21 protein-coding genes and 1 pseudogene are annotated in these 23,943 nt (G+C 74.1%); 13 read left to right on the forward strand and 9 right to left on the reverse strand.

Annotated elements, in window-relative coordinates:
- Nucleotides 1–33 precede the first annotated feature (33 nt).
- From ACGFI9_RS02840 to ACGFI9_RS02850, 3 genes are all read right to left on the reverse strand, one after another.
- Entirely contained in the window at nt 34–1,989 is a 1,956-nt protein-coding gene (locus tag ACGFI9_RS02840; protein WP_393174179.1) for a BTAD domain-containing putative transcriptional regulator, read from the reverse strand.
- Nucleotides 1,990–2,601: 612 nt separating this feature from the next.
- Nucleotides 2,602–3,951 carry an FAD-binding oxidoreductase gene (locus tag ACGFI9_RS02845; protein ID WP_393174181.1) on the reverse strand — a complete coding sequence of 450 codons (1,350 nt, stop codon included), beginning with the start codon at nt 3,949–3,951 and terminating at the stop codon, nt 2,602–2,604.
- 126 nt (nt 3,952–4,077) lie between these two features.
- Entirely contained in the window at nt 4,078–4,266 is a 189-nt protein-coding gene (locus ACGFI9_RS02850; protein WP_393174183.1) for a hypothetical protein, read from the reverse strand.
- A 111-nt stretch (nt 4,267–4,377) separates the two neighbouring features.
- Here ACGFI9_RS02850 and ACGFI9_RS02855 point away from each other — a divergent pair, with 111 nt between their 5' ends.
- From ACGFI9_RS02855 to ACGFI9_RS02880, 6 genes are read left to right on the forward strand one after another with little or no spacing between them, the layout of a single operon-like run.
- Entirely contained in the window at nt 4,378–5,628 is a 1,251-nt protein-coding gene (locus ACGFI9_RS02855) for an aminotransferase class III-fold pyridoxal phosphate-dependent enzyme (protein WP_393174185.1), read from the forward strand.
- Nucleotides 5,625–7,004: an aspartate aminotransferase family protein gene (locus ACGFI9_RS02860; RefSeq protein WP_393174187.1), complete on the forward strand. Its 1,380-nt coding sequence runs from the start codon at nt 5,625–5,627 to the stop codon at nt 7,002–7,004. Before ACGFI9_RS02855 ends, ACGFI9_RS02860 begins: the two co-directional genes overlap by 4 nt.
- Nucleotides 7,001–7,708, forward strand: coding sequence for a thermostable hemolysin (locus ACGFI9_RS02865; protein ID WP_393174189.1), 708 nt, complete (start codon nt 7,001–7,003; stop codon nt 7,706–7,708). The genes ACGFI9_RS02860 and ACGFI9_RS02865 overlap by 4 nt, the downstream gene beginning before the upstream one ends.
- Nucleotides 7,698–9,323 (forward strand): AMP-binding protein, encoded by a 1,626-nt coding sequence (locus tag ACGFI9_RS02870; protein ID WP_393174191.1) that lies wholly within the window; start codon nt 7,698–7,700, stop codon nt 9,321–9,323. The genes ACGFI9_RS02865 and ACGFI9_RS02870 overlap by 11 nt, the downstream gene beginning before the upstream one ends.
- Complete coding sequence (locus tag ACGFI9_RS02875) at nt 9,320–10,252, forward strand: TauD/TfdA family dioxygenase (RefSeq protein ID WP_393174193.1); 933 nt, start codon at nt 9,320–9,322, stop codon at nt 10,250–10,252. Before ACGFI9_RS02870 ends, ACGFI9_RS02875 begins: the two co-directional genes overlap by 4 nt.
- The gene (locus tag ACGFI9_RS02880; protein WP_393174195.1) at nt 10,249–10,734 is read left to right on the forward strand and encodes an SRPBCC family protein; all 486 of its coding nucleotides are present in this window, start codon (nt 10,249–10,251) and stop codon (nt 10,732–10,734) included. The genes ACGFI9_RS02875 and ACGFI9_RS02880 overlap by 4 nt, the downstream gene beginning before the upstream one ends.
- Here the strand turns inward: ACGFI9_RS02880 and ACGFI9_RS02885 are convergent.
- The gene (locus ACGFI9_RS02885; protein ID WP_393174197.1) at nt 10,700–12,244 is read right to left on the reverse strand and encodes a DUF6851 domain-containing protein; all 1,545 of its coding nucleotides are present in this window, start codon (nt 12,242–12,244) and stop codon (nt 10,700–10,702) included. The two genes, ACGFI9_RS02880 and ACGFI9_RS02885, sit on opposite strands and share 35 nt — an antisense overlap.
- Nucleotides 12,245–12,775: 531 nt before the next feature.
- Here ACGFI9_RS02885 and ACGFI9_RS02890 point away from each other — a divergent pair.
- Nucleotides 12,776–13,183, forward strand: a complete 408-nt coding sequence (locus tag ACGFI9_RS02890; protein WP_393174199.1) for a nuclear transport factor 2 family protein — start codon at nt 12,776–12,778, stop codon at nt 13,181–13,183.
- Nucleotides 13,184–13,266: 83 nt separating this feature from the next.
- On the opposite strand, the gene ACGFI9_RS02895 is transcribed toward ACGFI9_RS02890, so the two are convergent.
- Genes ACGFI9_RS02895 through ACGFI9_RS02910 form a run of 4 tightly spaced genes read right to left on the reverse strand, consistent with a single transcriptional unit; the run spans nt 13,267 to nt 17,784 of the window.
- Entirely contained in the window at nt 13,267–13,935 is a 669-nt protein-coding gene (locus tag ACGFI9_RS02895) for a TcmI family type II polyketide cyclase (protein ID WP_393174201.1), read from the reverse strand.
- A 38-nt stretch (nt 13,936–13,973) separates the two neighbouring features.
- Nucleotides 13,974–15,197, reverse strand: coding sequence for a cytochrome P450 (locus ACGFI9_RS02900; RefSeq protein ID WP_393174203.1), 1,224 nt, complete (start codon nt 15,195–15,197; stop codon nt 13,974–13,976).
- Entirely contained in the window at nt 15,194–15,514 is a 321-nt protein-coding gene (locus ACGFI9_RS02905; protein WP_393174205.1) for a putative quinol monooxygenase, read from the reverse strand. The genes ACGFI9_RS02900 and ACGFI9_RS02905 overlap by 4 nt, the downstream gene beginning before the upstream one ends.
- A complete protein-coding gene (locus tag ACGFI9_RS02910; protein WP_393174207.1) occupies nt 15,511–17,784 on the reverse strand; it encodes an FAD-dependent monooxygenase in 2,274 nt (757 codons plus the stop codon). The genes ACGFI9_RS02905 and ACGFI9_RS02910 overlap by 4 nt, the downstream gene beginning before the upstream one ends.
- 217 nt (nt 17,785–18,001) lie before the next feature.
- Between ACGFI9_RS02910 and ACGFI9_RS02915 the strand changes: the two genes are divergently transcribed.
- From ACGFI9_RS02915 to ACGFI9_RS02940, 6 genes and pseudogenes are all read left to right on the forward strand, one after another.
- Nucleotides 18,002–19,102, forward strand: a complete 1,101-nt coding sequence (locus tag ACGFI9_RS02915) for an L-dopachrome tautomerase-related protein (protein WP_393174209.1) — start codon at nt 18,002–18,004, stop codon at nt 19,100–19,102.
- Between the two features lie 41 nt (nt 19,103–19,143).
- Nucleotides 19,144–20,426: pseudogene (locus ACGFI9_RS02920) on the forward strand (erythromycin esterase family protein).
- Nucleotides 20,427–20,484: 58 nt separating this feature from the next.
- Nucleotides 20,485–20,934 (forward strand): hypothetical protein, encoded by a 450-nt coding sequence (locus tag ACGFI9_RS02925; RefSeq protein WP_393174211.1) that lies wholly within the window; start codon nt 20,485–20,487, stop codon nt 20,932–20,934.
- Nucleotides 20,931–22,181, forward strand: coding sequence for an NRAMP family divalent metal transporter (locus tag ACGFI9_RS02930; protein ID WP_393174213.1), 1,251 nt, complete (start codon nt 20,931–20,933; stop codon nt 22,179–22,181). Before ACGFI9_RS02925 ends, ACGFI9_RS02930 begins: the two co-directional genes overlap by 4 nt.
- Nucleotides 22,174–22,554, forward strand: coding sequence for a hypothetical protein (locus ACGFI9_RS02935; protein ID WP_393174215.1), 381 nt, complete (start codon nt 22,174–22,176; stop codon nt 22,552–22,554). The genes ACGFI9_RS02930 and ACGFI9_RS02935 overlap by 8 nt, the downstream gene beginning before the upstream one ends.
- Nucleotides 22,544–22,831, forward strand: coding sequence for a PRC-barrel domain-containing protein (locus ACGFI9_RS02940; protein ID WP_393174217.1), 288 nt, complete (start codon nt 22,544–22,546; stop codon nt 22,829–22,831). Before ACGFI9_RS02935 ends, ACGFI9_RS02940 begins: the two co-directional genes overlap by 11 nt.
- An 84-nt stretch (nt 22,832–22,915) precedes the next feature.
- On the opposite strand, the gene ACGFI9_RS02945 is transcribed toward ACGFI9_RS02940, so the two are convergent.
- Nucleotides 22,916–23,935, reverse strand: coding sequence for an NAD(P)/FAD-dependent oxidoreductase (locus ACGFI9_RS02945; RefSeq protein ID WP_393174219.1), 1,020 nt, complete (start codon nt 23,933–23,935; stop codon nt 22,916–22,918).
- Nucleotides 23,936–23,943 lie beyond the last annotated feature (8 nt).

Here is a 23,943-nt window from a genome sequence, read left to right on the forward strand (position 1 = left end):
TCTGGAGGTTTTCTGGGCGATGTCTGCACGGGCTCAGGCGGCACTCTCCTCGTACTGGCGGAGGGCCTCCTCGCGGCGCTGGAGGCCGAGCATCCGGCCGAGGGCCGCCATCCGGCTGGCCCGGGTCTCGGTCTCGCTGCACTCGGTGGCGTAGACCCGGACCAGTGCCGGGAAGCGGTGCAGGCAGCCGGTCACCTCCTCGAGGAGGTGGTGATCGACGAGGATCTGGAGCTGGTGGTGCGCCTCGGCGCGGGTCAGCCCGGCGAGGGCGGCCGCCATCGGGGTGGTGACCGCAGTGCTCGGGCAGCAGCCCAGCATCCGGAACATCCGGGCCGCCTCGGGCGGCAGCCCCTGGTAGGAGACGGCCAGCGCGGCGCGGACGTCGGTGCTCGAGTCGCCGCGTACCGCGAGATGGTCGAGGCGGGTGTGCGGCAGCCGGTACCGGCGGACCAGCTCGCCGGGGGTGAGGGTGGGCTCGGCGGCCAGCGTGACGGCCGCGATCCGCAGCGCCAGGGGCAGCCGTCCACACAGCTCCGCCAGCTCGGCGACCTCGTCCGGCCGGCCGGTCAGCCGGCCGGCGCCGGCCAGGTTCGCGAGCAGGTCGGTGGCCTCGGCCGTGGACACCGGCCCGAGCGTCAACCGGTACGCCCCGTCGCGCGCCCCGAGTCCGCGTTGCCGCCGCCGGCTGGTCACCAGGACGCAGGCCGGCCCGCCCGGGATGAGCGGGCGGACCTGCTCCGGGTCCGCCGCGTCGTCGAGCACCACGAGCATCCGCCGCTCGTGCAGCACGCTGCGGTAGAGCGCGCTGGCCGCCGGGAGCTCGTCGGGGATGCGCCGGCGGTCGATGCCGAGGCTGTCCAGGGCGAAGGTGAGGGCGTCCAGCGGGGACAGTGGCGGTGCGCCACCCGGGGCGGAGCCGCGCAGGTCGAGGAAGAGCTGCCCGTCCGGGAAGCCGGCGGCGATCTCGTGGGCCAGCTCGAGCGCCAGCGCCGTCTTGCCGGTGCCCGGTCCTCCCTCGAGCACGGCGACGGTGGTCGCGCCCCGGTGCTGGCGGTCCCGCTCGACCACGTCGCGCAGGCGGGTCAGCTCGGCGTGCCGACCGGCGAAGCCGCGCGTCCGGCAGGGCAGCTGGGCCGGACGCCGCAGGTCGCCCAGGCGCGGCTCCGGCGCGGCCGGCACCTCGGCCGGCGGCTCGGGCGGCGCCGGGTCGTCCAGGTCGGGGTGCCCGGCCAGGATCTGGTTGTGCAGGTCGCGCAGTTCCAGCACCGGCTCGATGCCCAGCTCCTCGCGGAGCAGCTGCCGGGTCTCCCGGTAGAGGCTCAGCGCGTCGGCCTGCCGGCCGCTGCGGTACAGGGCGAGCATCAACAGGCCGCGGAGCTTCTCGCGCAACGGTTCCTTGGCCACCGCCTCGGAGAGCACGGTGACCGCGTCGGCCGGCCGGTGCAGGTCGAGCAGAAGCTCGGCCAGTTCCTCCACCACGGTCAGCCGCAGCTCCTGCAGGCGGGTCCGCTCCACCGCGGCGAACGGCCCGGGCACGCCGAAGTACGCCTCGCCGCGCCACAGCCGCAGCGCCGCCTGGTAGACCTCGGCCGCTTCCGCGCCCTCCCCCGCCTCGCGCAGCCGGCGGGCCTGGCGGTGCCGGGCCGCGAATAGGGTGGTGTCCAGGTCGTCCGGGTCCATGAACAGGGCGTACCCGCCACCGGTGGAGACCAGGACGTCGCCGAGCTCGCGGCGGCTGCGCCCCGGTTCCAGCACCCGGCGTAGACCCGCGACATAGGTGTGCACCCCGTTGGCCGCGGTCGGTGGCACCTCGCTGCCCCAGACCGCGTCGATGATCTCCTCGAAGCCGACCACGTCGTTGACCCGGCTGGCCAGCAGGCCGAGCACGGCCCGCTGCTTCGGCGGGCCGAGCGTGATCTCGTCCCCGTGCCGCCAGGCGCGCATGGGCCCGAGCACGGCCAGACACAGTGATTCCCTCAGTTGTCGCACCGAACGCCTCCCCCAGCGTCCGCGCGGGGTCCCGAGGTCCGGGTGACGACCCGGCCCGCGGGGCCCGGCGGCAGACCACCACCGTCGTTGCTGCCCACTGCCTCCCCACGCCCGGACGGTCGACCTGTGCGGGCACTCGGCCGGCCGTCCGGAACGTCATTCCGGTGGGCTTGTCGAATGGGTCGTCCGGGGACCGGCAGGATCCCGGTCCGGAACCGGGCGACCCAATCACGTGTTGTTGATTCTGGTCCTATTTAATTGTGTCCCTGCGTTTCCTTTCGGCGATGCGCGGCGGGACGGGTCGGCGGTGGCGACGGCGGAACGTCGACCCGGGACGCCGGCGGCATCGGCAGGATCGGAGAAGACTCTGCCAGGCACGGCTCACCCGCAACCACTCCCATATTGCTGTGCGCGAGGGGTCACCTGCGCAGCGTAGCCATCGATTACGGGCAATTTGTGTCGCACTCCCGACAAACGTCGCATGCGGAGTATGCGGCATTCGACCGGACCGGACATCTGCCGGCAACATTGCTGTCGGCAGAGTTTACGAAAAGCTTGCCGAGCGCAGGGGAAATGGGAGGTGAACCCTTTCCCGCTAATTCCCGTGGCACATTACGCGGACGTACGCGGCGGGATGTTGTGGTTGATCCGGAACAGGTTCCCCGGGTCGTGCTCGGTCTTGACGGCCACCAGGCGCTCGTACGCGACGGGGTCGAACGCGGCCCGCACCGTCTCCTCGGTGGCGTCGTGCACGCCGAGGAAGTTGAACAGGCCCGGGGCCAGCCACGGCCGCAGCCGCCCGTGCAGGCCCTCGTGGGCCGCCCGCAACGCGTCCAGGTCGGCGCCGTCGGCCAGCGACATCGTGGAGAGACTGAACGCCGCGTCCCGGCCGCCGACCGCGTTCGGCACCGCCGGCGGGCGGGCGTACGCACCGCCCAGGTGGCGCAGCTCGACCGCGTACGGGGCGCCCGCGTCCGGCCCGGCCGCCGCCAGCAGCGCCGCCACCGTGTCCGGCTCCAGGGCGCGCAGCGTGACGTTCCGCCCGTAGCTCGCCGCCGGGTCGGTGGGCTCGTGGTGGATCGAGCCGACCCGCTCGTACGGCAGCACCCCGAGGCTGTCCATCAGCGCCGGGGCGGCCGCCCGCAGCGGCGCGACCAACCGCTCCCCCTCCTCCGGCGCACCGCACCAGGCGATCCGCAGGTGCATGACGTACCGCCCGCGCAGCGGCGCCGGCGCGGCCTCGATGTCCGGCACCAGGACCATCAGCACCGAGGAGGTCATCTCGTCCGGCACGGTCCGGGTCCACTCGGCGTACGCGCGCAGCGCGTCGGGTACCGCCTCGGCGCCGAAGTAGAGGCCGCCGCCGTAGAGCCGGGTGACCGGGAACAGGTCGACCTCGAGCGCGGTGACCACGCCGAAGTTGCCCTTCCCGCCGCGCACCGCCCAGAACAGGTCGGGCTCCTGCGTCGCGGTGAGCCGGCGCAGCCGGCCGTCGGCCGTCACCAGGTCGACCGCCCGCACGTGGTCCGCCGCGAAGCCGTACCGCCGGCCGAGCATGCCGATCCCGCCGCCGGTGGTGTAACCGACCGCGCCGACCACCGGGCTGGAGCCGTTGAGCGGCGCGAGGCCGTGCGGGACCGTCACGGCGAGCACGTCGCGCCAGCGCACGCCGGCCGCCAGCCGGGCGGTACGCGCGGTCGGGTCGACCCGTACCCCGGTCATCCGTCCGGTGTGGACCAGTACCGCGTCGTCGGCCGGCACCGCCGGACCGTGCCCGGTCGCCTGCACGGCGACCGGCCGCTCCTCGGCGGCGGCGAGGCGCACCGCGGCGGCCACGTCGTCGGCGTCCGCCGCCTCGACCACCAGCGCGGGTTTGTGCTCGATGACCCGGTTGTAGCCCGAGCGGTGCGTGTCGTAGCCGGCGTCGCCGGGACGGTGGACGGCTCCCGAAATCCCATTCATGGCAGCAACCATAATGGGCGGCCGGACGATCCGAGACTACTTAACCCGCGTGACGAACATACTCTGTCGGCTTTTTTCCGACCCCGAGAAAGGGGTAGCGTACGCCGATCGGCCGGCAGCTGTCGCTCAGTTGTCCGGAAGGCGACGCACGCCTGTCGCCGCCGCGCCGACATCGATCCGGCCGCGACCACGCACATTGCCGACCACCTGCGAATCCGTCCACTGCCGAGGAAGCGCTCCGGCGGCCGGATCCGCACCGCCGGACACCCCGAAGACAGCAATTTGCGCGAAGACTTTTCGCGGCTCGGACGACATGCTGAAGCGGGTCGACGGGGCCGTCGGCGCACCCCGCGTCCATTCCGCAGCGCCTATGTCCGCGCCACCCTGCCCTTTTCGCTCGAGTCGGCGGCCGTGATTGGTGACCTCATGACGACCAATTCGCACCTGGGTACCCGCGACGCGCCGGACCTCGACGACGTCGCCGTCGTCCGCCGGCACCTGCTCGGCGCCCCCGGACCGGAGGCGCCGGTGATCCGGCGCCAGGTCGGCGCCCGGATCGAGGCGGCCGACGGCTCCTCCTGGCTCGACGCGGCCTCGGCCGGCTTCGGCCCCGGCCACCCGACGGTGACCGAACGACTCGTCGCGCAGGCCAGGCGCACCGCCCTGTCCAGCCGGATCCTGGTCAGCCGGCCGCTGGCCGAGGCGGTGACCGCGCTGCACCGGCTCTGCCCCGACCCACTGACCGTCTCCTACCTCTGCAACAGCGGCGCCGAGGCGCTGGACTCCGCGCTCAAGCTCGCCAAGGGCACCCACCGGCGCCGGCGCCTCGTCGCGGGCTTCGCGGGCGCCGACCACGGCACCCTCCTGCACGGGCTGTCACTGACGCACGGCTTCCCGCTCCTGCCCGACCAGCCGCTGCGCCCGGTCGCCGTGCCGCGCGACCGCCCCGACGAGCTGGTCGCCCGGATCCGCGACGACATCGCGGCAGTGGTGGTGGCGCCGGCCGCCCCCGGCCGCCGACTGGCCGACCTGTCCCCCGACTGGTGGCGCCGGCTCCGGGCGGCCTGCGACCGCAGCGGGGCGTTGCTGGTGCTCGACGAACGGCTCACCGGGCCGGCCCGGCTCGGCGTCGGCGTCGCGGCCGAGCGGCTGCCGGTCATGCCGGACGCCCTGGTGCTCGGCGAAACACTCGGCGCCGACGCGGTGCCGGTCGGCTGTGTGATCACCAGCCGGGCCACCTACGACCGGGTCTACGCCCGCCGCAACCCGAGCCTGCACGGGTCGACCTTCGGCGCCAACCCGCTTTCCGCCGCGGCCGTCGCCGCCGTGCTGGCCGCCTGCGCCGACGAGCGGCTGGCCGACCGGCAGCGGGAGGTGGAGAGCCTCGCCCGGTCCCGGCTGGCGCCGCTGGCCGGCGCCGGGGCGGTGACCGAGGTGGGGGCCGACGGCGCGCTGGTCTGGCTGCGGGCCGCCGGGCCCGCCGCCGCCCGGGCGCTGGTCACCGAGCTGGCCCGGGAACACGTCCTGGTGCGCCCGCCGGACGGCGACGTGGTCGCCGTGCTGCCCCCGCTCACCGCCACGCCCGAGGACGTGGCCGAGCTCCTCGACCGGGTCGCCACCGCCGGTGACCGGCTCGCCCCGACCGGGCCCGACGCCGGGCGGGAGGTACCCGCATGACCTCGCTCGACGACCGGCAGCGGATCTTCTCCGCGCTCGGCCGGCACTGGAATCCGACGGCCGCGACAATGCTGGCCGCCGCCGGGCGCGCGGTGGAGAGCCACGCCAGCGGCAGCCAGGTGTACGCGGAGGACGGCGCCGTCGCCCTCGACCTCGCCGCCAGCTACGGGGTCTTCCTGGTCGGCCACGGCAACCCGCGGGTGGCCGCGGCGGTGACCGAGGCGCTGCGCCAGGCGCCCGCGACCCCGCCCGGCGCGGTGCACCCGGCCACCGCCGCGCTGTTCCGGGCGCTGCGCGAGATCCTGCCCGCCGGGCTCGACCGCTTCGTGCTGGGCTGCTCGGGCGCGGAGATCGCCGAGACGGCGCTGCGGGCCGTCCGGCTCGCCCGGCCCGACCGGCACCGGATCGTCGTCGCCGACGGCAGCTACCACGGCAAGACCCTGGCCGCCCTGTCGCTGCTCGGCCAGGGCAACCACCGGGCCCCGTTCGAACCGCTCGGCGACCACCTCGTCGTCGTGCCGTACGGCGACGCCGGGGCGGTGCGCACGGCCGTGGCGGACGGCTCGGTGGCGGCGGTGTTCCTGGAGCCGGTGCTGGGCGGGGCGCACCTCACCGTCCCGCCACCCGGGTACGTCCGCGCGGTCGCCGAGGCCTGCGCGGCCACCGACACCCTCTTCGTGGCCGACGAGATCCAGACCGGGTTCGGCCGTACCGGCCGGATGTTCGCGGTCGAGCGCGACGGGGTGCGGCCGGACGTCATGCTGCTGTCCAAGGCGCTCACCGGCGGGTTCGTGCCGATCGGCGTCTGCGCGCTCAGCGCCGCGGTGGCGGACGACGCCGCCCGGCACCCCCGCTGGCACCCCTCCCTGCTGACCTCGGGCGCGGCGGTCACCGGCGTCGCGGTGGCCGCCGCGGCGGCCACCATCGAGGAGGTCCGCGAGCGGGACCTGCCGGCCCGGGCCGCCGAGCTGGGCCCGCGCCTCACCGAGGGCCTGGCGGACGCCGTACGCCGGCATCCGAAGCACCTGCGGGCGGCGCCCGGGATCGGGCTGATGACCGGCCTGCGGACGGCCAACCCCGCGGTGGAGCTGATGGTGTCGATCGGCATGGGGCAGCGGGGCGTGCACACCGGGCACTCGCTCAACGAGCAGATCGCCGAGCCGGTGCTGCGCATGTACCCGCCGCTGACCTGCACCGCCGAGGAGATCGACCAGGCCCTCGCCGCGCTCGAGGAGACGCTCACCTGGCTCGACCGGCAACCCCGCGCGCTGACCCGCGCCGCGACCGCGGTGCTGCGCCGGCAGTACCGGCTGCCCCCGCGGCTGCTGCTGCGGATGAACAGATCCCCGATCCGGATGGACTGGCAGGCGGCATGACGATCACCCGAGCCGCCGCCGCCCCCGCGCGGCCGGCGACCATCGGCGCGGACCCCCTGCGGGTCCGCGTCACCAGCCCACCGTCGCCGGAGTGGGACGCGGCCGCCGCGTTCGTCCGCGCCGGGTACGCCGAGATCTACGGCGCCCTGATCGACCCGTCGCCGGACTGCTTCGTGCTGGCCGCGCGGCACCGCCCGGACCGGCCGGAGGAGATCGTGGCCTGCGGCGGCATGACGTTCAACTCGTCCCGCGGCTTCTTCTCGGAGCGCTACCTGGACCAACCGCTGGAGGAGGCGCTCCAGCGGGTCGCCGGGGCGCCGGTGTCCCGCGACGACGTGGTCGAGGTCGGGTCCTTCGTGGCCGTCGGCGGCAGCGGCGCGGAGCTGATCCGGCTGCTGCCGCTGCTGGCCTGGTGCCAGGGCATGCGCTACGCGCTCTGCACGGCGACCGGCCCGCTCGCGGCGGCGCTGCCGCAGTTCGGGGTGCCGTTCCTGTCCCTGGGCCGGGCCCGGCCGACGTGGATGACGCCGGGCGAGCGGCGACGCTGGGGCACCTACTACGACCACGCGCCGACCACCGGCCTGGTGCCGCTGGACCGGATCGGCGAGCTGGTGCGCGCCTGCACCGGCCGTTACCAGTTCCTCAACCTCGACGTCGCGCTGCGCCGCACGCCGCCCCGGGAGGCGATGACCGATGCTCGTTGAGGAACGGCTCACCCGCCTGGCGGCCGACGGGCGCGCCCTGGTCGAGGCGCTGGACCACGACGGACGGCCGCGCGCCGTGCTGTCCTACCGGGACGGCGTCGGCGCCGCCCGCGTACTGGCCGCCCGGCTCCGGCTCGCGCGGACCCGGCCGGTGGTCGGGGTGCTCACCGGCAACACCGCCGAGTTCGTGGTCGCCGACCTCGCGCTGCTGCTCTCCGGCGCCGTCGAGGTGCCCGTGCCGCTGGCGTTCTCCGCCGAGCAGGCGGCCAGCCTGCTGCCGGAGGCCACCATCTGCCTGGTGGACGAGGCGGGCGGGCGGCGGCTGGCGGAGTGGGGCGCCGACCGGGTGCTGCCCGCCGGCTGCCGGGTGGTCCCCGTGGAGCTGGCCGACCTGGTGGCCGAGGCGGCCGTGGCGGCCGCGCCGAGGCCCGACTCCCCCTGGCGGGACGAGCAGGCGATCTGCAAGGTCGTGCACACCTCCGGCACCACCTCCCGTCCCAAGGGGGTCCGCATCCGCGGCGCCGGCCTGGACGCGCTGATCCGGTCGCTCGACCGGGTCATGCCGGCCGGCGCGTACACCCGCTACCTGTCGCTGGTCCCGTTCAGCCTGCTGATCGAGCAGGTCGCCGCGATCTACCTGGTGATCTGCCACGGCGGCACGGTGATGCTCCTGCCCCCGGACGAGCCGCTCGTCGGCACGTCGTCGTTCGCGGCCGGCGCGGTGCTGCGCTACACCCCGGCCGCCCGGCCGACCGCGCTGGTGGCCACGCCCGCCCTGGCCGAGGAGCTGGCCGACCGGGCGGACCGGGCCGCGGCGAAGGGCCGCCCGGTGGTCCGGGAACTCTTCGGCCGGGACGAGGCGCCGCTGATCTGCTGCGGCGGAGCCCCGGTGGACGTCGGCACGCTGCACCGCCTGGACCGGCACGGGCTGACCGTGTACGAGGGCTACGGGCTCAGTGAGAACAGCTCGACCGTCTCCTGGAACGTCCCGGGCAACCGGCGGATCGGCACCGTCGGGCAGCCGCTGGACCACGTCGAGGTGCGCCTGGCCGACGACGGCGAACTGCTGGTACGCAGCTCGTCGCTGTTCGCCGGCTACACCGGCACCGACCCGTCGGCGTGCCTGGTCGACCCGGACGGCTGGCTGCACACCGGCGACCTGGCCGAGATCGAGGAGACCGGCCACATCCGCATCGTCGGCCGGAAGAAGAACGTGATCGTCACCTCGGCCGGACGCAACATCGCCCCGGAGTGGGTGGAGGCGCAGTACGCCACGCTGCCGTTCGTCCGGGCCGGCGCCGTGGTCGGCGACGGGATGCAGACGCTGCACGGCCTCTTCCTGGTCGCCGACGGGATCGACGAGGCGGCCGCCCGACGCGACCTCGCCGCCCTCGGCGCGGAGCGGCTCTCCGCGGTGGAGCGGGTCTCCGCCGCCTGCGTACTGCCCGCCGCCGACGACCTGTACGGCCGGTACTTCACGGTGACCGGCCGGCCCCGGCGGGACGAGATCAGGGCGGCCATCGCCGACGGGCGGCTGCCCTGCCGGCCGCTGGACCCGCCGGCCGACCGGCCGGCCGCGACGCCCACCCCCTTCGAGACCACCCTCGGGAGATGACGGCAATGCTGACCACCACCTTCGCCATGAGCCGCTACGGCACCGGCAACGGGCTGCTCTGCACCGCCCCGGCCACCGCCGCGCTCAGCGACCTCGACCCGCTGGTCACGGTCCGGCTGCTGCGCGAGTCGGGCTTCATCGTGTTCCGCGGCTTCCGCGCCGACCTGGCGCTCTTCTCCGCGCTGGTGCACTCGGTCTCCGGCCGGATCACCCTCGACCCGGCCCGCGAGTTCCACGGCGGGGACGTGGCGCAGAAGGTGGACGCCGGCACGGACGCGGTCGGCCTGCACATCGAGAACGGCAACAGCCCGTTCGCTCCCGACCTGACCTGGTTCTTCTGCGAGAAGGCGGCCGCCGAGGGGTCGGAGACCACGGTCTGCGACGGCTACCGGGTCTGGGACGGGTTCAGCGAGGAGACCCGGGCGCAGTTCGCCGCGCAGGACATCGCGTACAGCCGGCGGGTGGAGGAGCACCGTTGGAAGGCGTTCGTCGAGCACCAGCTCGGCGACGCCAAGCCGGTTGACGAGATCACCGTGGACGACATGCGGGCGCTGGCCACCGGGCCGGGGAAGACCCTGATCGAGCCGCTGGACGACGGCGCCATCCGCTACGAGTTCCAGGTGCCGGCCGCGCACCCGACCCTGTTCGGCTCCCGCCTCGCGTTCGCCAACAGCATCCTGGGTCCGTCCTACAACTACGAGAAGCCGCGGATCACCTTCGCCGACGGCACCGAGTTCTCCGCCGAGCTGATGCGCGAGGTGGAGGAGAAGACGGCGGCCCTCACCGAGGACCTCGCCTGGCAGGATGGGGACGTGGCGCTCATCGACAACACCCGGGTGATGCACGGGCGGCGACGCATCCTCGACCCGGCCCGCACCATCTACAACGCGCAGAGCTACCTGTCCGACGAGCTCCGCGCGGCGGCATGACGGAGGTCGTCCAGGAGCGGATCATCATCCGGGCGCCGGCCGCCGCGGTGTACGCGGCGGTCAGCGACGTCCGGCGGATGGGTGAATGGAGCCCGGAGTGCGTCGGCGCCACGCTCGACGACCCGGGCTCCCCGCTCGCCGTGGGCAGCACCTTCCGGGGCCACAACCGGCAGGGCCGCTGGCGCTCCTGGACGACCCGGTGCACGGTGACGGCCGCCGAGCCGGGCCGCTGCTTCGGGTTCGACGTCCGGCTCGGCGGCACGCTGGTCTCCAGTTGGCGGTTCGAGCTGACCTCAGCCCCGGACGGCGCCGGGACGGAGGTCGTCCAGTCCTGGTGGGACCGGCGCGGACCGGCCCGACGCCGGGTCAGTGCCCTGACGTCGGGGGTCCGCGACCGGTCCCGGCACAACCGCGAGGGGATGCGACGGACGCTGGCCGCGCTCCGGATCAGCCTCGAGTCCGGAGCACCGCCTCACCGTTGATGTGCCGCTGCACGAACTCGTACGCGTGGTCGCCGATCTTCTGGCCGATCTCCCAGGAGGCCCGGATGGCGGGCATGAAGTGCACCCCGCCGTAGTAACGGCTCATCCCGCAGTCGTGCAGCCAGTCGGTCCAGGTGTCATAGCTCAGCACGAGGTCCTGGCGCGGGGTGATCCCCGGCTCGATCACCGAGGAGCCGGCCTTCCGCTCGTACCGGAACTGCACCTGGTCGGTGCCGAGGAACCGGCGGGCGGCCTGCGCCTGGGCGGTGCAGAGCGAGGTCGAGCCGGACGGGTACTCCGGGTGGTCGGGCACCTGCAGGTAGCCGCGCCACTGCTCGGCGGGCAGGTCGCGGACGGTGCCCTTGCCCGGGCCGCCCCAGGCGGTCACCGTCTGGCCCTGGTAGACGTGGCGGATCGCGCTGAACGGGCGCACCGCGTCGTAGATGTTCTTGTTCCACCAGATCGCGGTGGCGGCGTCCCAGGTGGCGGTCTCCACCACGGCGTGCAGGTGGACCCAGGCGTCCAGGCCCAGCCCGGCGTTCTGGATCGCCTGCCCGACGGCGATGCCGAGGCTTTCGAACTTGTTGTCGAAGAACTCGGCAATCATCTTCTGCTTGTCGGTGAGCCCGGCGGAGGTGGCCAGTATGGCGTCCACCTGCGCCTTGTACTCGGCCTTGTTGCGGTGGTTGCTGGCGGTCGGCACCGGCGCCCGGACCTCCTCCAGGTCGGTGAAGCTCAGCGGGGCGACGTTCTTCAGCTGCGGGGTGACGAACTGCTGCACCTGGAAGATTCCGTTGCCCTTGGTGACGACGGCCGGCTGCCAGCGCGAGGCGTCGATCAGCTCGTACGCGGTGTTCTTGGGCCGGTAGCCGGTGTAGTCGGAGTACGGCCGCCGGTTGTAGACCTGGCCGCCGTAGTCGCCGAGCTGGTTCATGCCGTCGTGCTCGCGGTAGGCCGCCACGCCCTTGCCGGCCAGGTTGCCGATACCCACCGGGGTGCTCGGATCGGTGCTCTCGTCGGACGGGTCCAGGCCGACCGACTGGAGCATGGCCCGCCAGGTCTGGTTGTGCTGCGGCAGGATGCTGTTGAACGCGTGGTACGAGGCGTGCAGGATGGCGATGTTCTTGTTGCGGTTGGTCTGCGCCTCGGCGCGCGGCCGGCGGGGCAGCTGCGTGTAGATGCCCACCGCCGTCGGGTGGTAGGGGGCGATGGCGTCGAACCAGCTGAGTTCCAGCATGTGCGCCCACCGGATGATCAGGGTGGCGTCGCCCTGCCCGACGGCGGTGACGACCACCGGGCCGGCGAACGGACCGAGCACCGACTCGGCGGCGTTGCCCGTGTCGAAGTCGAACGGTGGCAGTTCCTCGGCGGCGATGGTCGTCGGCGTGGCGGCCGAGGCGGCGCTGGTCCCGCTGAGGGCCAGGCCGACGCCGGCGCCGGCCGCGCCGAGCAGCACGGCGCGGCGGGAGGTGGCATGCTGGCGCACCCGGGCCAGCCAGTAGTCCTGCATGGTTCGTCCTTCGTGGGAGGGCGCCGGCGGACCGGCGCGGGCGGGATCGTGGACCGGCCGGCCGCCGGCCGGCAGGGCACGCCGGAACGAAAGCCCGACACGCGGTACCGGCGCGGGTGGAGGCGCGTCCGGGCCGTGCGATCGGGTGGCGGGCGAGATCCGATGAGGACGGTCGGGCTGATCCGGAGCAGCCGGACCGACGTGGGAGGCGTACCGGCCTCCCTTGCGCGATTCCCATCCTGGGAGTGAGGACGATCACTGTCTTCTCCGAGATTGCTGCCCCGGAGCGCACCCGGCGAACGGTGTCCGAACGGCCTCCGGCGGCTGCCCGACCGGCCAGGGTTACCCGCCGGTCACCCCGCCGGCGGGGGTGGCCGGTCCCGGTCGGATACCCCGCGGATAGGGGCCGACCGGCCCGGGCTAGGGGTTGTCCGCGCTGGTCCGATGCGTTTGGCTGACGTCGACGTACGCGCCCGCGCTCTGTCCGATCAGGACGGACCGGCGCATCGCCCACACCCCGGGAGGGATCGCATGACGGAACGGGTCGAGGCGGTCGTGGAGGCGCTCTACGACGGTCTGAAGCGGATGGACGCGCCGGCGGTGGTCAGCCTCTTCCACCCGGACGCGGAGATCGTCACGCCGAAGTCGTTGCCCTGGTCCACCGGCCACTACAGCGGCCTGGACGGGGCGATGCAGTACTTCACCGGGGCGCTGGAGATGCTCGACGACAACCGGTTCGACGTCGAGGAGGTCCGGGTCTCCGGCGACGACTGGGCCGCGGCCATCGGCATGTGGTACGGCCACTTCCGCAGCGGCGGCGAGTTCAACGTGCGCTTCGTGCACTTCTGGACGCTGCGCGACGGCAAGGTGGTCAAGGGCGAGGGCATCTCCGACACCGACGGCATCGTCCGGGCCAGTCGCGGCGAGAAGGTGGGCTGACCCGGACGCCAGCGCGCCCGGCCCGTACGTGACGGGCCGGGCGCGCTCGTGTCCCGGCCACCCCGGCTGGTCGGGGTGGCGGCTCAGTCCTCGGCGACCCAGCGGTAGAACACCGTGGCCACCGAGTCCTGCGGGCCCCGCCAGCTCTCCGGCCGGTACGGCTCGACGTACGGCGCGAGTTCCGCCATGAGCTTGCCGAACGCCGGCTTCTGCTGGTGGTTGTCGCGGAGGCTCTCGGCGACCGCCGAGTCCTGCTCCACCAGGTGCACGAAGACGTCGTCGATCGAGTAGAGCCAGCGCGCGGCGACGCCCAGCTCCCGTGGGAGCGACCCGGCGTCGGAGTCGGCGAAGATCCGCGCCACGTCCGGTTCGGCGCCGGGTTTGATCCGCTGGACGATGACGGTCAGCGTGGTGTCCGCGGGCGCCGTCCCGTCCTCCGGCGCCCAGCGGTAGAACTCCTTCGCGACCGAGTCGGACGGGTTCTTCCAGTATCTCGGGTACGGCGTCACGTACGGCCCGATGGCCTCGGCGATCTTCTGGAACGCGGGCAGCCCCCGGGTCTGCCCCGAGATCTTCGGGTCCTGCACCCGCTCGATGACGTGCAGGTAGAGGTCGTGGTGGGACAGCAGGATCCGGCCGATGACCCCGAGGTCCTGCGGTCGGGTGGTCCGGTCGTAGTAGCCGAAGACGTCGCCGACGGTGCCCTCGCTACCGGGGACCATGCGGCAGACGATCACGTTACGGAAGACCATGGCTGCTCCTTGGGTGGGATCGGATGAGTCGGATCGGGTCAGGCGGCGAAGGTGACCGGCAGCTCCAGCAGGCCCCGGAACGGTGACCCGGCCGGCAGCCGGCGCACCTCGGCGAGCGGTACGGCGAGGCGCAGCCCCGGCAGCCGGCGCAGCACCGCCCCGAGGCCGATCTGCGCCTCCATCCGGGCCAGCGACACCCCGAGGCAGTAGTGCACGCCGTGGCCGAAGCCGAGGTGCGGGCCGCGTACGCGGCGGATGTCCAGCCGGTCCGGGTCGGCGAAGTGCGCCGGGTCATGGTTCGCCGCGTTGATCACCACGCCGACGACCGAGCCCTGCGGGACCTTCACGCCCTCGTACTCGACGTCCTCGGTGGCGATCCGCGGGCTGGCCACCGGGAGCGGGCCGTCGAAGCGGAGCAGCTCCTCGATCGCCGACGGCAGCAGCTGCGGCGTGGTCCGCAGCAGTTCGAGCTGGTCGGGATGGGTGAGCAGGGCGAGCACGGCGTTGCCGAGGAAGTCGGCGGTCGTCTGGTGGCCGGCGAACAGCAGCAGGAACGTGGTGGCGACGACCTCCGCCTCGGACAGCGTCGCGTCCTGGTCGCTGGCCTCGATCAGCGCGCAGATCATGTCGTCGGCCCGGTCCGCCCGTTTGGCCTGGACCAGATCGACGAGGTAGTGGTGCAGCCGCAGCTGGGCGTCCTGCACCGCCGCCCGTTCCTCCTCCGGACTGCGGCCGGAGGAGCCGGAGGTCCGGATCACCTGGGTCCAGTCGAGGACCCGCCCGTGGTCGGCCGGTGGTATCCCGAGCAGTTCGCAGATCACCGTCATCGGCAGCGGGATGGCGAAGTCCTGCATCAGCTCGGACCGGCCGTGCGGGACGACCTTGTCGAGCAGGTCGTCCACGATCCGCGCGACCCGCGGGCGCAACGCCTCGATCCGGCGCGGCGCGAACGCCTGGGACACGATCCGGCGCAGCCGGGTGTGCTCCGGCGGGTCCGAGTTCAGCATGTTCCGGTTCAGCCCGGCCGAGTTCGGTCCGAAGATCCGAAGGTAGTGCTGGCCGGGACCGTAGAGGTCCTTGGAGAGCCGGGGGTCGGTCAGCGCGACCCGGGCGTCGTCGAACCGGGTGATCAGGTACTGGTCGAACCGGGCGCTGACCGGGCACACCGGCCGGTCGGTCCGCAGCCGCGCGAAGGTGGGATAGGGGTCGGCGGCGAACTCTTCGGTGTAGAGCTCCCGGCCGGGTACGGGCTCTTCGGTCATCTCGACTCCTGTGGCTCGCCGCTGACGCTGTGCAGCACCTGGTACGTGTGGCGCTGGGCGGACTCGCGCAGCTCGCGGATGATGCGCAGCAGCCGGTCCCGGTGTTCGCTGCGGCCGAAGGCGTCCAGCCGTTCGCGGTCGGCCCAGTCGCTGATGATCAGGTAACTGCGCGGGTCGTCGGCGTCGCGGACCAGGTCCTGGTGCAGGCAACCGTCCAGCGTCCGGATCTCCTCGGCCGCCGAGAGCCACTCCGCCTCGAACCGCTCCTCGCAGCCGGCCCGGGCGCGCATCGCGAGCACGGTGCGTACCCGGGTCATCGGGCACCGCCGAACACCAGGTGCAGGTGCTTGCGCAGGCCGTCGCCGTCGACCGGCTGGCTGCGGTACCCGACGTGGCCGTCCGGCCGGATCAGGTAGAGCGCCGTGCCGGCGGCGCCGTAGGTGGCGCGGAAGGCGCCGTCGGCGTCCACCACCGCGGGCGGCGCGAGCAGCCGCGGCGCGCGGGCGTCCGGGCTGAGCAGCAGGTACGCGTCCAGCTCGCCGGACGCCTGCCGCTGCACGTCGGCGCAGAGCTCCGCCGCCGCGGTCAGCGCCTTCTCGTCGGCCGTGGCGTCGGCGTACACCAGCAGGGTGTGCCCGGTGCCCCGGGTCAGGTCGCGCAGCCGCAGCGGGTGTCCCACCCCGTGCCGGCGCAAACCGGCGACGTCGGGGGCGCGGTCGCCGGGCCCGGGGCCGGCGCGCAGCGCGTCGGGGTCGGCGACGGACTCCCCGACCAGCGGGCTGCCGGCGTAGCTGAGCAGCATCGACATCTCCTGGAGGAACTGCCGCTCCAGGTCGGCCCGGTCCAGCTCGTCGGTGAAGGCCATCCGTACCGCGCGGCCGACGATCTCCTCGCCCTCCGGCCGCCGTTCGGTCTCGTAGCTGTCGAGCAGGCCGGGCGCCGCGACGCCGCGCACCGCGAGGGCCAGTTTCCAGGCCAGGTTCCAGGCGTCCTGGATCCCGGTGTTCATGCCCTGGCCGCCGGCGGGCGGGTGCAGGTGCGCCGCGTCGCCGGCCACGAACACCCGGCCGTCGCGGTACCGGTCCACGATGCCGTGGCTGATCCGGAACACCGACGACCAGCGCAGGTTCGACGCCCGGGTGCCGGGCGGGGCCAGGTGGTCGAGCGCGGCCTGGACGTCGGCCGGGGTCGGTTCGGCGAGTTCCTCGCTGAACCCGGGCGGGGCGTCCTGCCCGCCGGTCTGCGCGAAGAAGCGGGGCGGGGCCAGCGTGGCGATCCGGTAGCGGCGCTCGCCGCGCAGCGGTACGCAGACCAGCATGCCGTCCATCCGGCCGTCGGTCTCGTGCAGGAAGCGCAGCAGGTGGCCGTCCGGCATGTCCCAGTCGACGTCCACGTCGCCGAGCATGAACAGCTGCGGGAACCGGCCGAGCCCGCCGCTGAACGTCAACCCGAGCAGCTCGCGGACCCGGCTGTGCGCGCCGTCGCAGCCGATCACGTACTTCGCGCGTACCGTCTCGGTGCCGCCGTCGGGGGTGGCCACCACGGCCGACACGCCGTCGTCGTCCTGGGTGAACGAGACCAGTTCGACCCCGCGCTGCGGGCGTACGCCGAGGGTGGCCAGCCGCTGGGTGAGCAGGCGCTCGGTCTCGTACTGGGGCAGGCCGAGGTGCGCGTACGGCAGGCCGGGCAGCTCCCAGCTCATCCGGTGCGTCTCCACACCGTTGACGAACACCATGTTGCCGGTGAGCCAGATGCCGGCGTCCATCGCCTCCCGGACGATGCCCTGCTCCTCCCAGAGTTCCATGGTGCGGCAGTGCACGCCGATCGCCTTGTCGGCCTGCCCGGCCGGCGCGGCCAGCTTGTCGATCACCCGGCACTCGACGCCCCGCCGGGCCAGTTCGACGGCGGCGGTGAGCCCGGTGGGGCCCGCCCCGACGACGAGTACGTCCGTTGTCCTGTGCACGTCGGCCTCCCTGCCGGTCCTCGCTTCTCGGCTGCTTCCCGGATCGGCCACGGCGTGGAAGAGCCGGCGCCGGATGTCGAGGAGGAACGGCGCGATGGGGCCGGCCTCCTCCTGCGCGTGCGCCGGGTTGCCGATCCAGCGGTGGAACTCCGCTTCGCCGCGCCATTCGGCGAAGATGTGGTGGACGTCCGTGCCGGGCTCGTACAGCAGTTCCTCGCGCAGGTAGCCGGGCACCGCGGCCATCCGGGCGAGGACCTCGGCGTACCCGCGCCGGAACTCCGCGCGCCGGTCGGCCGGCACGGTGAGTTCGACGTCCACGTAGATCGTCGACCCCCCACCGGGCGCCTCCCGCATCACCCGCTGGTGCCGTGCCCCCACGCAGAGCGGGCGCACCGCCTCGGCGAAGCGCGTGGCGACCGGCCCGGCCGCGTACCGGCGCAGGGCGGCCTCGCCGGTCCACTCGGTGACCATGACGAACCCCCGCGGGTCGTCGGCGTCGCGCAGCAGGTCCTGCCGGAGGCTGCCGGCTAGCCCGGCGATCTGCCCCGCGACCGTCCGACACGCGGCCTCCACCACGGACTCGCATCCGGGGCGGGCGGTGAGCCGGAGCATCGTCCTGATCATGAACTCTCCTCGGACGGCCTGGACGGGACGAGGGGGCTGACGTCGTGCAGCGACCCTGCCGGAGGTCGCGTCACCCGCCCGTCACCAGACCCGGGCGTCCAATCCGCCCCCGGTGACGCGGCCGGGGTCGTCCGCGGGGGCCTCGGCGACCGCCGGGCAGGTTTGCCGGGCGGGGCGGCGGGAAGGGCGACCCGCAACCACGAGGCAGGAGCAGCGGATGAACGGGCCGGTACGGGACGAGCCGCTCGGCGAGTTGGAACTGGTGCACACCTTCACGGGCCCCATGCCGACCGGGGTGAGCGTGTCGCACACCGGCCGGATCTTCGTCAACTTTCCGAAGTGGGGCGACGACGTGCCCGCCACCGTGGTGGAACTGCGCGACGGCCGCGAGGCGCCGTTCCCGGACGAGGCGTGGAACCGCCCGGCCGGCGACGACGACCCGGGCGCCTTCGTGTCGGTGCAGAGCATCGTGGTGGACCCGGCCGACCGGCTCTGGGTGCTGGACACCGGCAGCCCGATGTTCCAGCCGACCAGCCCGGGTGGCCCGAAGCTGGTCCGGATCGACCTGGACACCGACCGGGTGGCCCAGGTGATCACCTTCCCGACGGACGTGGCGCTGCCGTCGACGTACCTGAACGACGTGCGGTTCGACCTCCGCCGGGGCGAGGGCGGCACCGCCTACGTCACCGACTCGTCCGACTCGGGCCCGAACGGGATCATCGTGGTGGACCTGGCCAGCGGCGCGTCCTGGCGGCGGCTGCACGACCACCCGTCCACCAGGGCCGAGCCGTTGTCCCACTACCGGCCGGTGGTGGAGGGGCGCCCGCTGCTGGAGCGGCCCCCGGACGGGCCGCCGAAGCCGATCGCGATGGGCGCCGACGGCATCGCCATCTCCGCCGACGGCGCCCGGCTCCACTACTGTCCGCTCGCGTCCCGTCGGTGGTACAGCGTCGCCACCGACGCGCTGGTCGACCGTACGCGCGACGACGCCGAGGTCGCGGCGACCGTGGTGGACGAGGGGGACAAGGGCGGCGGCTCCGACGGCCTGGAGACCGACGACGCCGGCCGCCTCTACCTGACCTCGTACGAGCACAACGCGGTGCTGCGGCGACGCCCCGACGGCGAGTACGAGACGGTGGCGCACGACCCCCGGCTGCTCTGGCCGGACACCATGTCGGTGGCCGCCGACGGCTACCTCTACGTGACCGCGAACCAGCTGCACCGGCAGCCGAAGTACCAGCGCGGACAGGATCTGCGGCGCAAGCCGTACGCGCTGTTCCGGATCCGGATCGACGCCGGACCGGTCCGGCTGCGCTGAGGCGCGGCGGGGGGGGCGGGGACGACGGGCGGGAGCGGGCGATGGGACGCTACGACAAGGAGGTCATCTCCCTCGCCCGGCCGATGACGGCCGCCGAGGACCTGGACGCACTGCTCGACCGGGTGGGCGACGCCCGGGTGGTGATGCTGGGCGAGGCCACCCACGGCACACGGGAGTTCTACACCTGGCGGGCGACGCTCAGGCGGCGGCTGATCGAGGAGAAGGAGTTCTCGTTCGTCGCCGTCGAGGGCGACTGGCCCGACTGCGACCGGGTGGACCGCAGCGTACGCCGATCCGGCGGGGCCGCCGACCCACGGGCGGCGCTGGCCGGTTTCACCCGGTGGCCCACCTGGCTGTGGGCCAACGAGGAGGTCGCCGACTTCGCCCGCTGGCTGCGCGCCCGCAACGGCGCGGTCGCGCCGGAGGACCGTGCCGGGTTCCACGGGCTGGACGTGTACTCGCTCTGGGAGTCGTTGCGGGCGATCCTGCGGTGGTTGCGGGAGCACGACCCGGAGCGGGTCCCGGCGGCGCTGGCCGCGTGGCACTGCTTCCAGCCGTACGAGGAGGACGCGCAGCGGTACGCCCGGGCGACCCGCCTGGTGCCGGCCGGCTGCGCGGACGAGGTCGTGGCGCTGCTGGTGGCGCTCCGCGGACGGGCGGCCGCCGACGGGGCCGGCCGGTTCGGGGCGTGGCAGAACGCCGAGGTCGTCGCGGGCGCCGAACGCTACTACCGGACGCTGGCCCGGGGCGGCCGGGAATCCTGGAACGTCCGGGACCGGCACATGGACGACACCCTCGCCCGGCTGCTGGCCCACTACGGCCCGGGCGCGAAGGCCGTCGTCTGGGCGCACAACACCACGTGGGCGACGCCCGCGCCACCGACATGGTGGCGGCGGGAGAGGTCAACATCGGTCAGCTCGCCCGCGAACGGTACGGGGCCGATCAGGTGGTGCTGGTCGGTTTCGGCACGTACCAGGGCACGGTGGTGGCCGGGGACGCGTGGGGTGCGCCGATGGCGGTGCGGGCGGTGCCGCCGGCCCGGCGGTACGGCCTGGAGGACGCCCTGCACGCCGCCGCCCCCGGGCAGGCCCTGTTCGTCTTCCCGCGCGACGGCCAGCCCGACCTGCTGACCCACGAGCTGGATCACCGGGCGATCGGGGTGGTCTACCACCCGGACCGGGAGAGCGTGCGCAACTACGTGCCCACCGTGCTCGGCCGTCGCTACGATGCCTTCTGCTGGATCGACCGGTCACAGGCGGTCCGCCCGCTGGCCGTGCCCGCCGCGCACGTCGCGGAACCCGAGACGTACCCGTCCGGCGCGTGAGGTCGGGGGCGCCGGAGGGTGGGTTGACTCCGGCAACGATCGGGGTAGAAGTCCCGGGGTGAAGGTCCTCCCCCGGATCACCATCGCGGCCGTGGCGCTGCTCGGACTCTGGGCCGGGTTCGCGTACCAGGTGTCCCGGCCGCCCGAGGCGTCGGACTACCTGCGCACGGCGGTCCAGGTCGCCACGTCGGCGCACGACGCCGCGGCCACCGGGGTCCTGGTCGGCCGGCAGCAGCTCCGGGGCCACCTCACCGGCCCGTTCGCCGACACCGCCTACGACGACGCGCTGCGGGCCGTCGCCGGCGCGCAGCACGAACTGGCCGCCGCGATCCCGCCCGACCCGGCCACCACGGCGCTGCGGGACCGGCTGGCCCCGCTGGTGCAGGCGGCCGGCCGGTCGCTGACCGACGCCGCCGGCGCGGCGGACGAATCGCGCCTGCGCGCGGCGATCGACGACCTCGACGAGACGGCCGACCGGCTGGACCGGCTGATCGAGGAGCACCGGTGAGCCGAGGGGCCGGCCTGAAACGGGTGCTGGCCGTCGCGTTGGGGATCCTGACCGCGATCGGCGGGTTCGTCGACATCGGCGACATCGTCGCCAACGCCGAGTCCGGCGCCCGGTTCGGCCTGGCCCACGCCTGGGTGCTCGCCGTCGGCGTGCTCGGCATCTGCGCGTACGCGGAGATGAGCGGCCGGGTGACGGCGGTCAGCGGGCGGCCGGTCTTCGACCTGGTCCGGGAGCGCCTGGGCCCGCGGGTGGCGCTGGCGAACCTCGCCGGGTCCCTGGTCGTCACCGTGCTGACCCTCGGCGCGGAGATCGGCGGCGTCGGGCTGGCGCTGCAACTGGCCACCAGCGTCGACTACCTGCTCTGGGTGCCGCTGGTCGGGGCCGTGCTGTGGCTGGCGCTGTGGCGGGTGAAGTTCTCGGCGCTGGAGAACCTGTTCGGCCTCACCGGCCTCGTCCTGATCGTGTTCGTGGTCGCGCTCCTCCGCCTGCCCGCCGACCCCGGCGAGCTGTGGCGGCAGGCCAGCCACCCGGGCCCGCCGGCCGGCGAGGACTGGGGCACCTACTGGTTCATGGCGGTCGCCCTGTTCGCCTCCGCGATGACCCCGTACGAGGTGTTCTTCTTCTCCTCCGGCGGCGTGGAGGAACGCTGGAGCAGCCGGGACCTGCTCACCTCCCGGGTCAACGTGTTCCTCGGCTTCCCCCTGGGCGGCCTCCTCGCGTTCGCGCTGATGGCCACCGCCGCCACCGTCTTCCAGCCGGTGGGCGTCGGGGTCGACGCGCTGTCCCAGGTGGCGCTGCCCGCCGCCATCGCGCTGGGCAAGCTGGGCCTGGCGGCGGCGATCCTCGGCTTCTTCGCCGCCACCTTCGGCGCCGCCATGGAGACCGCCCTGTCCAGCGCCTACACGGTGGCGCAGTACTTCGGCTGGGCCTGGGGCAAGCTGCGCCGGCCCCGGGAGGACGCCCGGTTCCACACCGTCCTCATGCTCTCGATCCTGGTCGGCGTGCTGCTCCTGCTGACCACCATCGACCCGATCCAGCTCACCGAGTACACGCTGGTGTTCAGCGCCGTCGCGCTCCCGCTGACGTACCTGCCGATCCTGGTCGTCGCCAACGACCGCGGCTACCTCGGCAACCGGGTCAACGGCCGGCTCGCCAACACCTTCGGCCTGCTCTACCTGGTGGTCGTCCTCGTCGCGGCGGCCGCCGCGATACCCCTGATGATCGTCACCCGGATGGGAGGTGGCTGAGGTGCTGATCGGCTTCGACCTGCTGGACCGGCAGATCCTCGACCGCGACGGCGAACCCGTCGGCAAGGTCGACGACGTGGAGCTCGCGCTCGCCGACGACGGCACCGCGTACGTGGCCGCGCTGCTGGTCGGGCAGCAGGCGCTCGGCGACCGGATCGGCGGCCGGCTCGGCCGCTGGCTGGCCGACGTCGCCCGGCGTCTGGCGCCGGACCGCGACCGGGGACCCATCCGCATCCCCTACGACCTGGTGTCCGAGCTGACCAGCGCGGTCAACCTGTCGGTCAGCCGGGACCTGCTGCCCGACCCGCCGCTGGAGGTCTGGCTGCGCGACCACCTGATCGGCCGCATCCCCGGAGCCACCGATGCCGGCTGACCGGCCGGCCGGGGCACTGCGGGCCGGAGCGGTGATCGGCCGGCCCGTCCGCGACGCCACCGGCCGGGTCGTCGGCCGGGTCGCCGACATCGAGACCCGCCCGGACGACACCGGCCGGGAACAGGTCACCGCCCTGATCGTCACGGCCGGGCACTGGGGGCGACTGCTCGGCTACGAGCGCCACGAGACCCAGGGCCCCTGGCTGCTCGAACGGCTCGCCCACCTGGTGCTGCGCCGCCACCTGACCCGGGTGCCCTGGCCGGAGGCGCGGCTGTGACCGGCGGACCCGGGTCAGGGCCGCCGGCGGGCGCGGACGACGCCTCGTCGAACTCCTCGGACACGCCACGGCTCCGTTCCGTGCTCACAGACCGTGCCGGCGGTCGCCCGCCACCAGTTCACCCACCCGTGCCTCGGCTGCGGGCGAGAACGGCTCGTGCCGGGCCGCCACCGCCCGGCGGGTGTCCTCGGCGACCAGGTCGGCGTTGATCTGGGCGGCCACCACCGTGCCGGCCGCCGCGGCGGCGCCGACCTGGGCGGCGGGATCGGTGACGTTGCCCGCCACCCACACCCCGGGCACCGCGGTCCGGCCGGCCGGGTCGGCGGGCACGTGCTCGCCCATCCCCGACGGGTGCTCCTGCGTCGCCAGCCCGAGCGCCGCCAGGAACCCGGCCCGCGCCACCATCCGCGGCGCGACCGCCAGGGCCTCCCGGCGGACCACCGTGCCGTCGGCCAGCCGCACCCCGACGAGCCGGTCCCCGGCGACCTCCAGCGCCGCGACCTCGCCGGACACCACCCGTACGCCCCGGGCGGCGAGCTGCTCGGCCTGCTCTCCCGCCGGCGGGGTGGTGGTGTGGACGAAGTAGGTGACGTCGTCGGTCAACTGGCGGAACAGCAGCGCCTGGTGCACCGACATCGGCCCGCCGGCCAGCACCCCGACGGCCCGGTCCCGCACCTCCCACCCGTGGCAGTACGGGCAGTGCAGCACGTCCCGGCCCCACCGCTCGCGCAGTCCGGGCACGTCCGGCAGCTCGTCGACCAGGCCGCTGGCGACCAGCAGCCGCCGGGCCCGGGTCACCCGGCCGTCGGCCAGCGTCACCGCGAAGCCGTCGCCGTCGCGGGTGACCCCCGCCACCTCGCCGGGCAGCACCTGGCCGCCGTAGCCCCGCACCTCCGCCCGGCCGCGCGCCAGCAGCTCGGCCGGCGGCATCCCGTCCCGGGCCAGCAGCGCGTGCACCCCGGCGGCCGGGGCGTTGCGCGGGGCACCCCCGTCGAGCACCACCACCGAACGGCGGGACCGGGCCAGGGTCAGCGCCCCGCTCAACCCGGCCGCGCCCCCGCCGACCACCACCACGTCGTACCCGTTCCTGAGCTGTTCGGTCACCGTGACCA

It is taken from the genome of Micromonospora sp. NPDC048930, from assembly GCF_043197935.1.
In the GTDB taxonomy this organism is placed as follows: domain Bacteria; phylum Actinomycetota; class Actinomycetes; order Mycobacteriales; family Micromonosporaceae; genus Micromonospora.

Excerpts from the sequence above, each read along its gene's own strand:
- ACGFI9_RS02845 (WP_393174181.1), bottom strand. The coding sequence starts at position 3,951 with ATGAATGGGATTTCGGGAGCCGTCCACCGTCCCGGCGACGCCGGCTAC.
- ACGFI9_RS02850 (WP_393174183.1), bottom strand. The coding sequence starts at position 4,266 with ATGTCGTCCGAGCCGCGAAAAGTCTTCGCGCAAATTGCTGTCTTCGGG.
- ACGFI9_RS02855 (WP_393174185.1), top strand. The coding sequence starts at position 4,378 with ATGACGACCAATTCGCACCTGGGTACCCGCGACGCGCCGGACCTCGAC.
- ACGFI9_RS02860 (WP_393174187.1), top strand. The coding sequence starts at position 5,625 with ATGACCTCGCTCGACGACCGGCAGCGGATCTTCTCCGCGCTCGGCCGG.
- ACGFI9_RS02865 (WP_393174189.1), top strand. The coding sequence starts at position 7,001 with ATGACGATCACCCGAGCCGCCGCCGCCCCCGCGCGGCCGGCGACCATC.
- ACGFI9_RS02870 (WP_393174191.1), top strand. The coding sequence starts at position 7,698 with ATGCTCGTTGAGGAACGGCTCACCCGCCTGGCGGCCGACGGGCGCGCC.
- ACGFI9_RS02875 (WP_393174193.1), top strand. The coding sequence starts at position 9,320 with ATGACGGCAATGCTGACCACCACCTTCGCCATGAGCCGCTACGGCACC.
- ACGFI9_RS02880 (WP_393174195.1), top strand. The coding sequence starts at position 10,249 with ATGACGGAGGTCGTCCAGGAGCGGATCATCATCCGGGCGCCGGCCGCC.
- ACGFI9_RS02885 (WP_393174197.1), bottom strand. The coding sequence starts at position 12,244 with ATGCAGGACTACTGGCTGGCCCGGGTGCGCCAGCATGCCACCTCCCGC.
- ACGFI9_RS02890 (WP_393174199.1), top strand. The coding sequence starts at position 12,776 with ATGACGGAACGGGTCGAGGCGGTCGTGGAGGCGCTCTACGACGGTCTG.
- ACGFI9_RS02895 (WP_393174201.1), bottom strand. The coding sequence starts at position 13,935 with ATGGTCTTCCGTAACGTGATCGTCTGCCGCATGGTCCCCGGTAGCGAG.
- ACGFI9_RS02900 (WP_393174203.1), bottom strand. The coding sequence starts at position 15,197 with ATGACCGAAGAGCCCGTACCCGGCCGGGAGCTCTACACCGAAGAGTTC.
- ACGFI9_RS02905 (WP_393174205.1), bottom strand. The coding sequence starts at position 15,514 with ATGACCCGGGTACGCACCGTGCTCGCGATGCGCGCCCGGGCCGGCTGC.
- ACGFI9_RS02910 (WP_393174207.1), bottom strand. The coding sequence starts at position 17,784 with ATGATCAGGACGATGCTCCGGCTCACCGCCCGCCCCGGATGCGAGTCC.
- ACGFI9_RS02915 (WP_393174209.1), top strand. The coding sequence starts at position 18,002 with ATGAACGGGCCGGTACGGGACGAGCCGCTCGGCGAGTTGGAACTGGTG.
- ACGFI9_RS02940 (WP_393174217.1), top strand. The coding sequence starts at position 22,544 with ATGCCGGCTGACCGGCCGGCCGGGGCACTGCGGGCCGGAGCGGTGATC.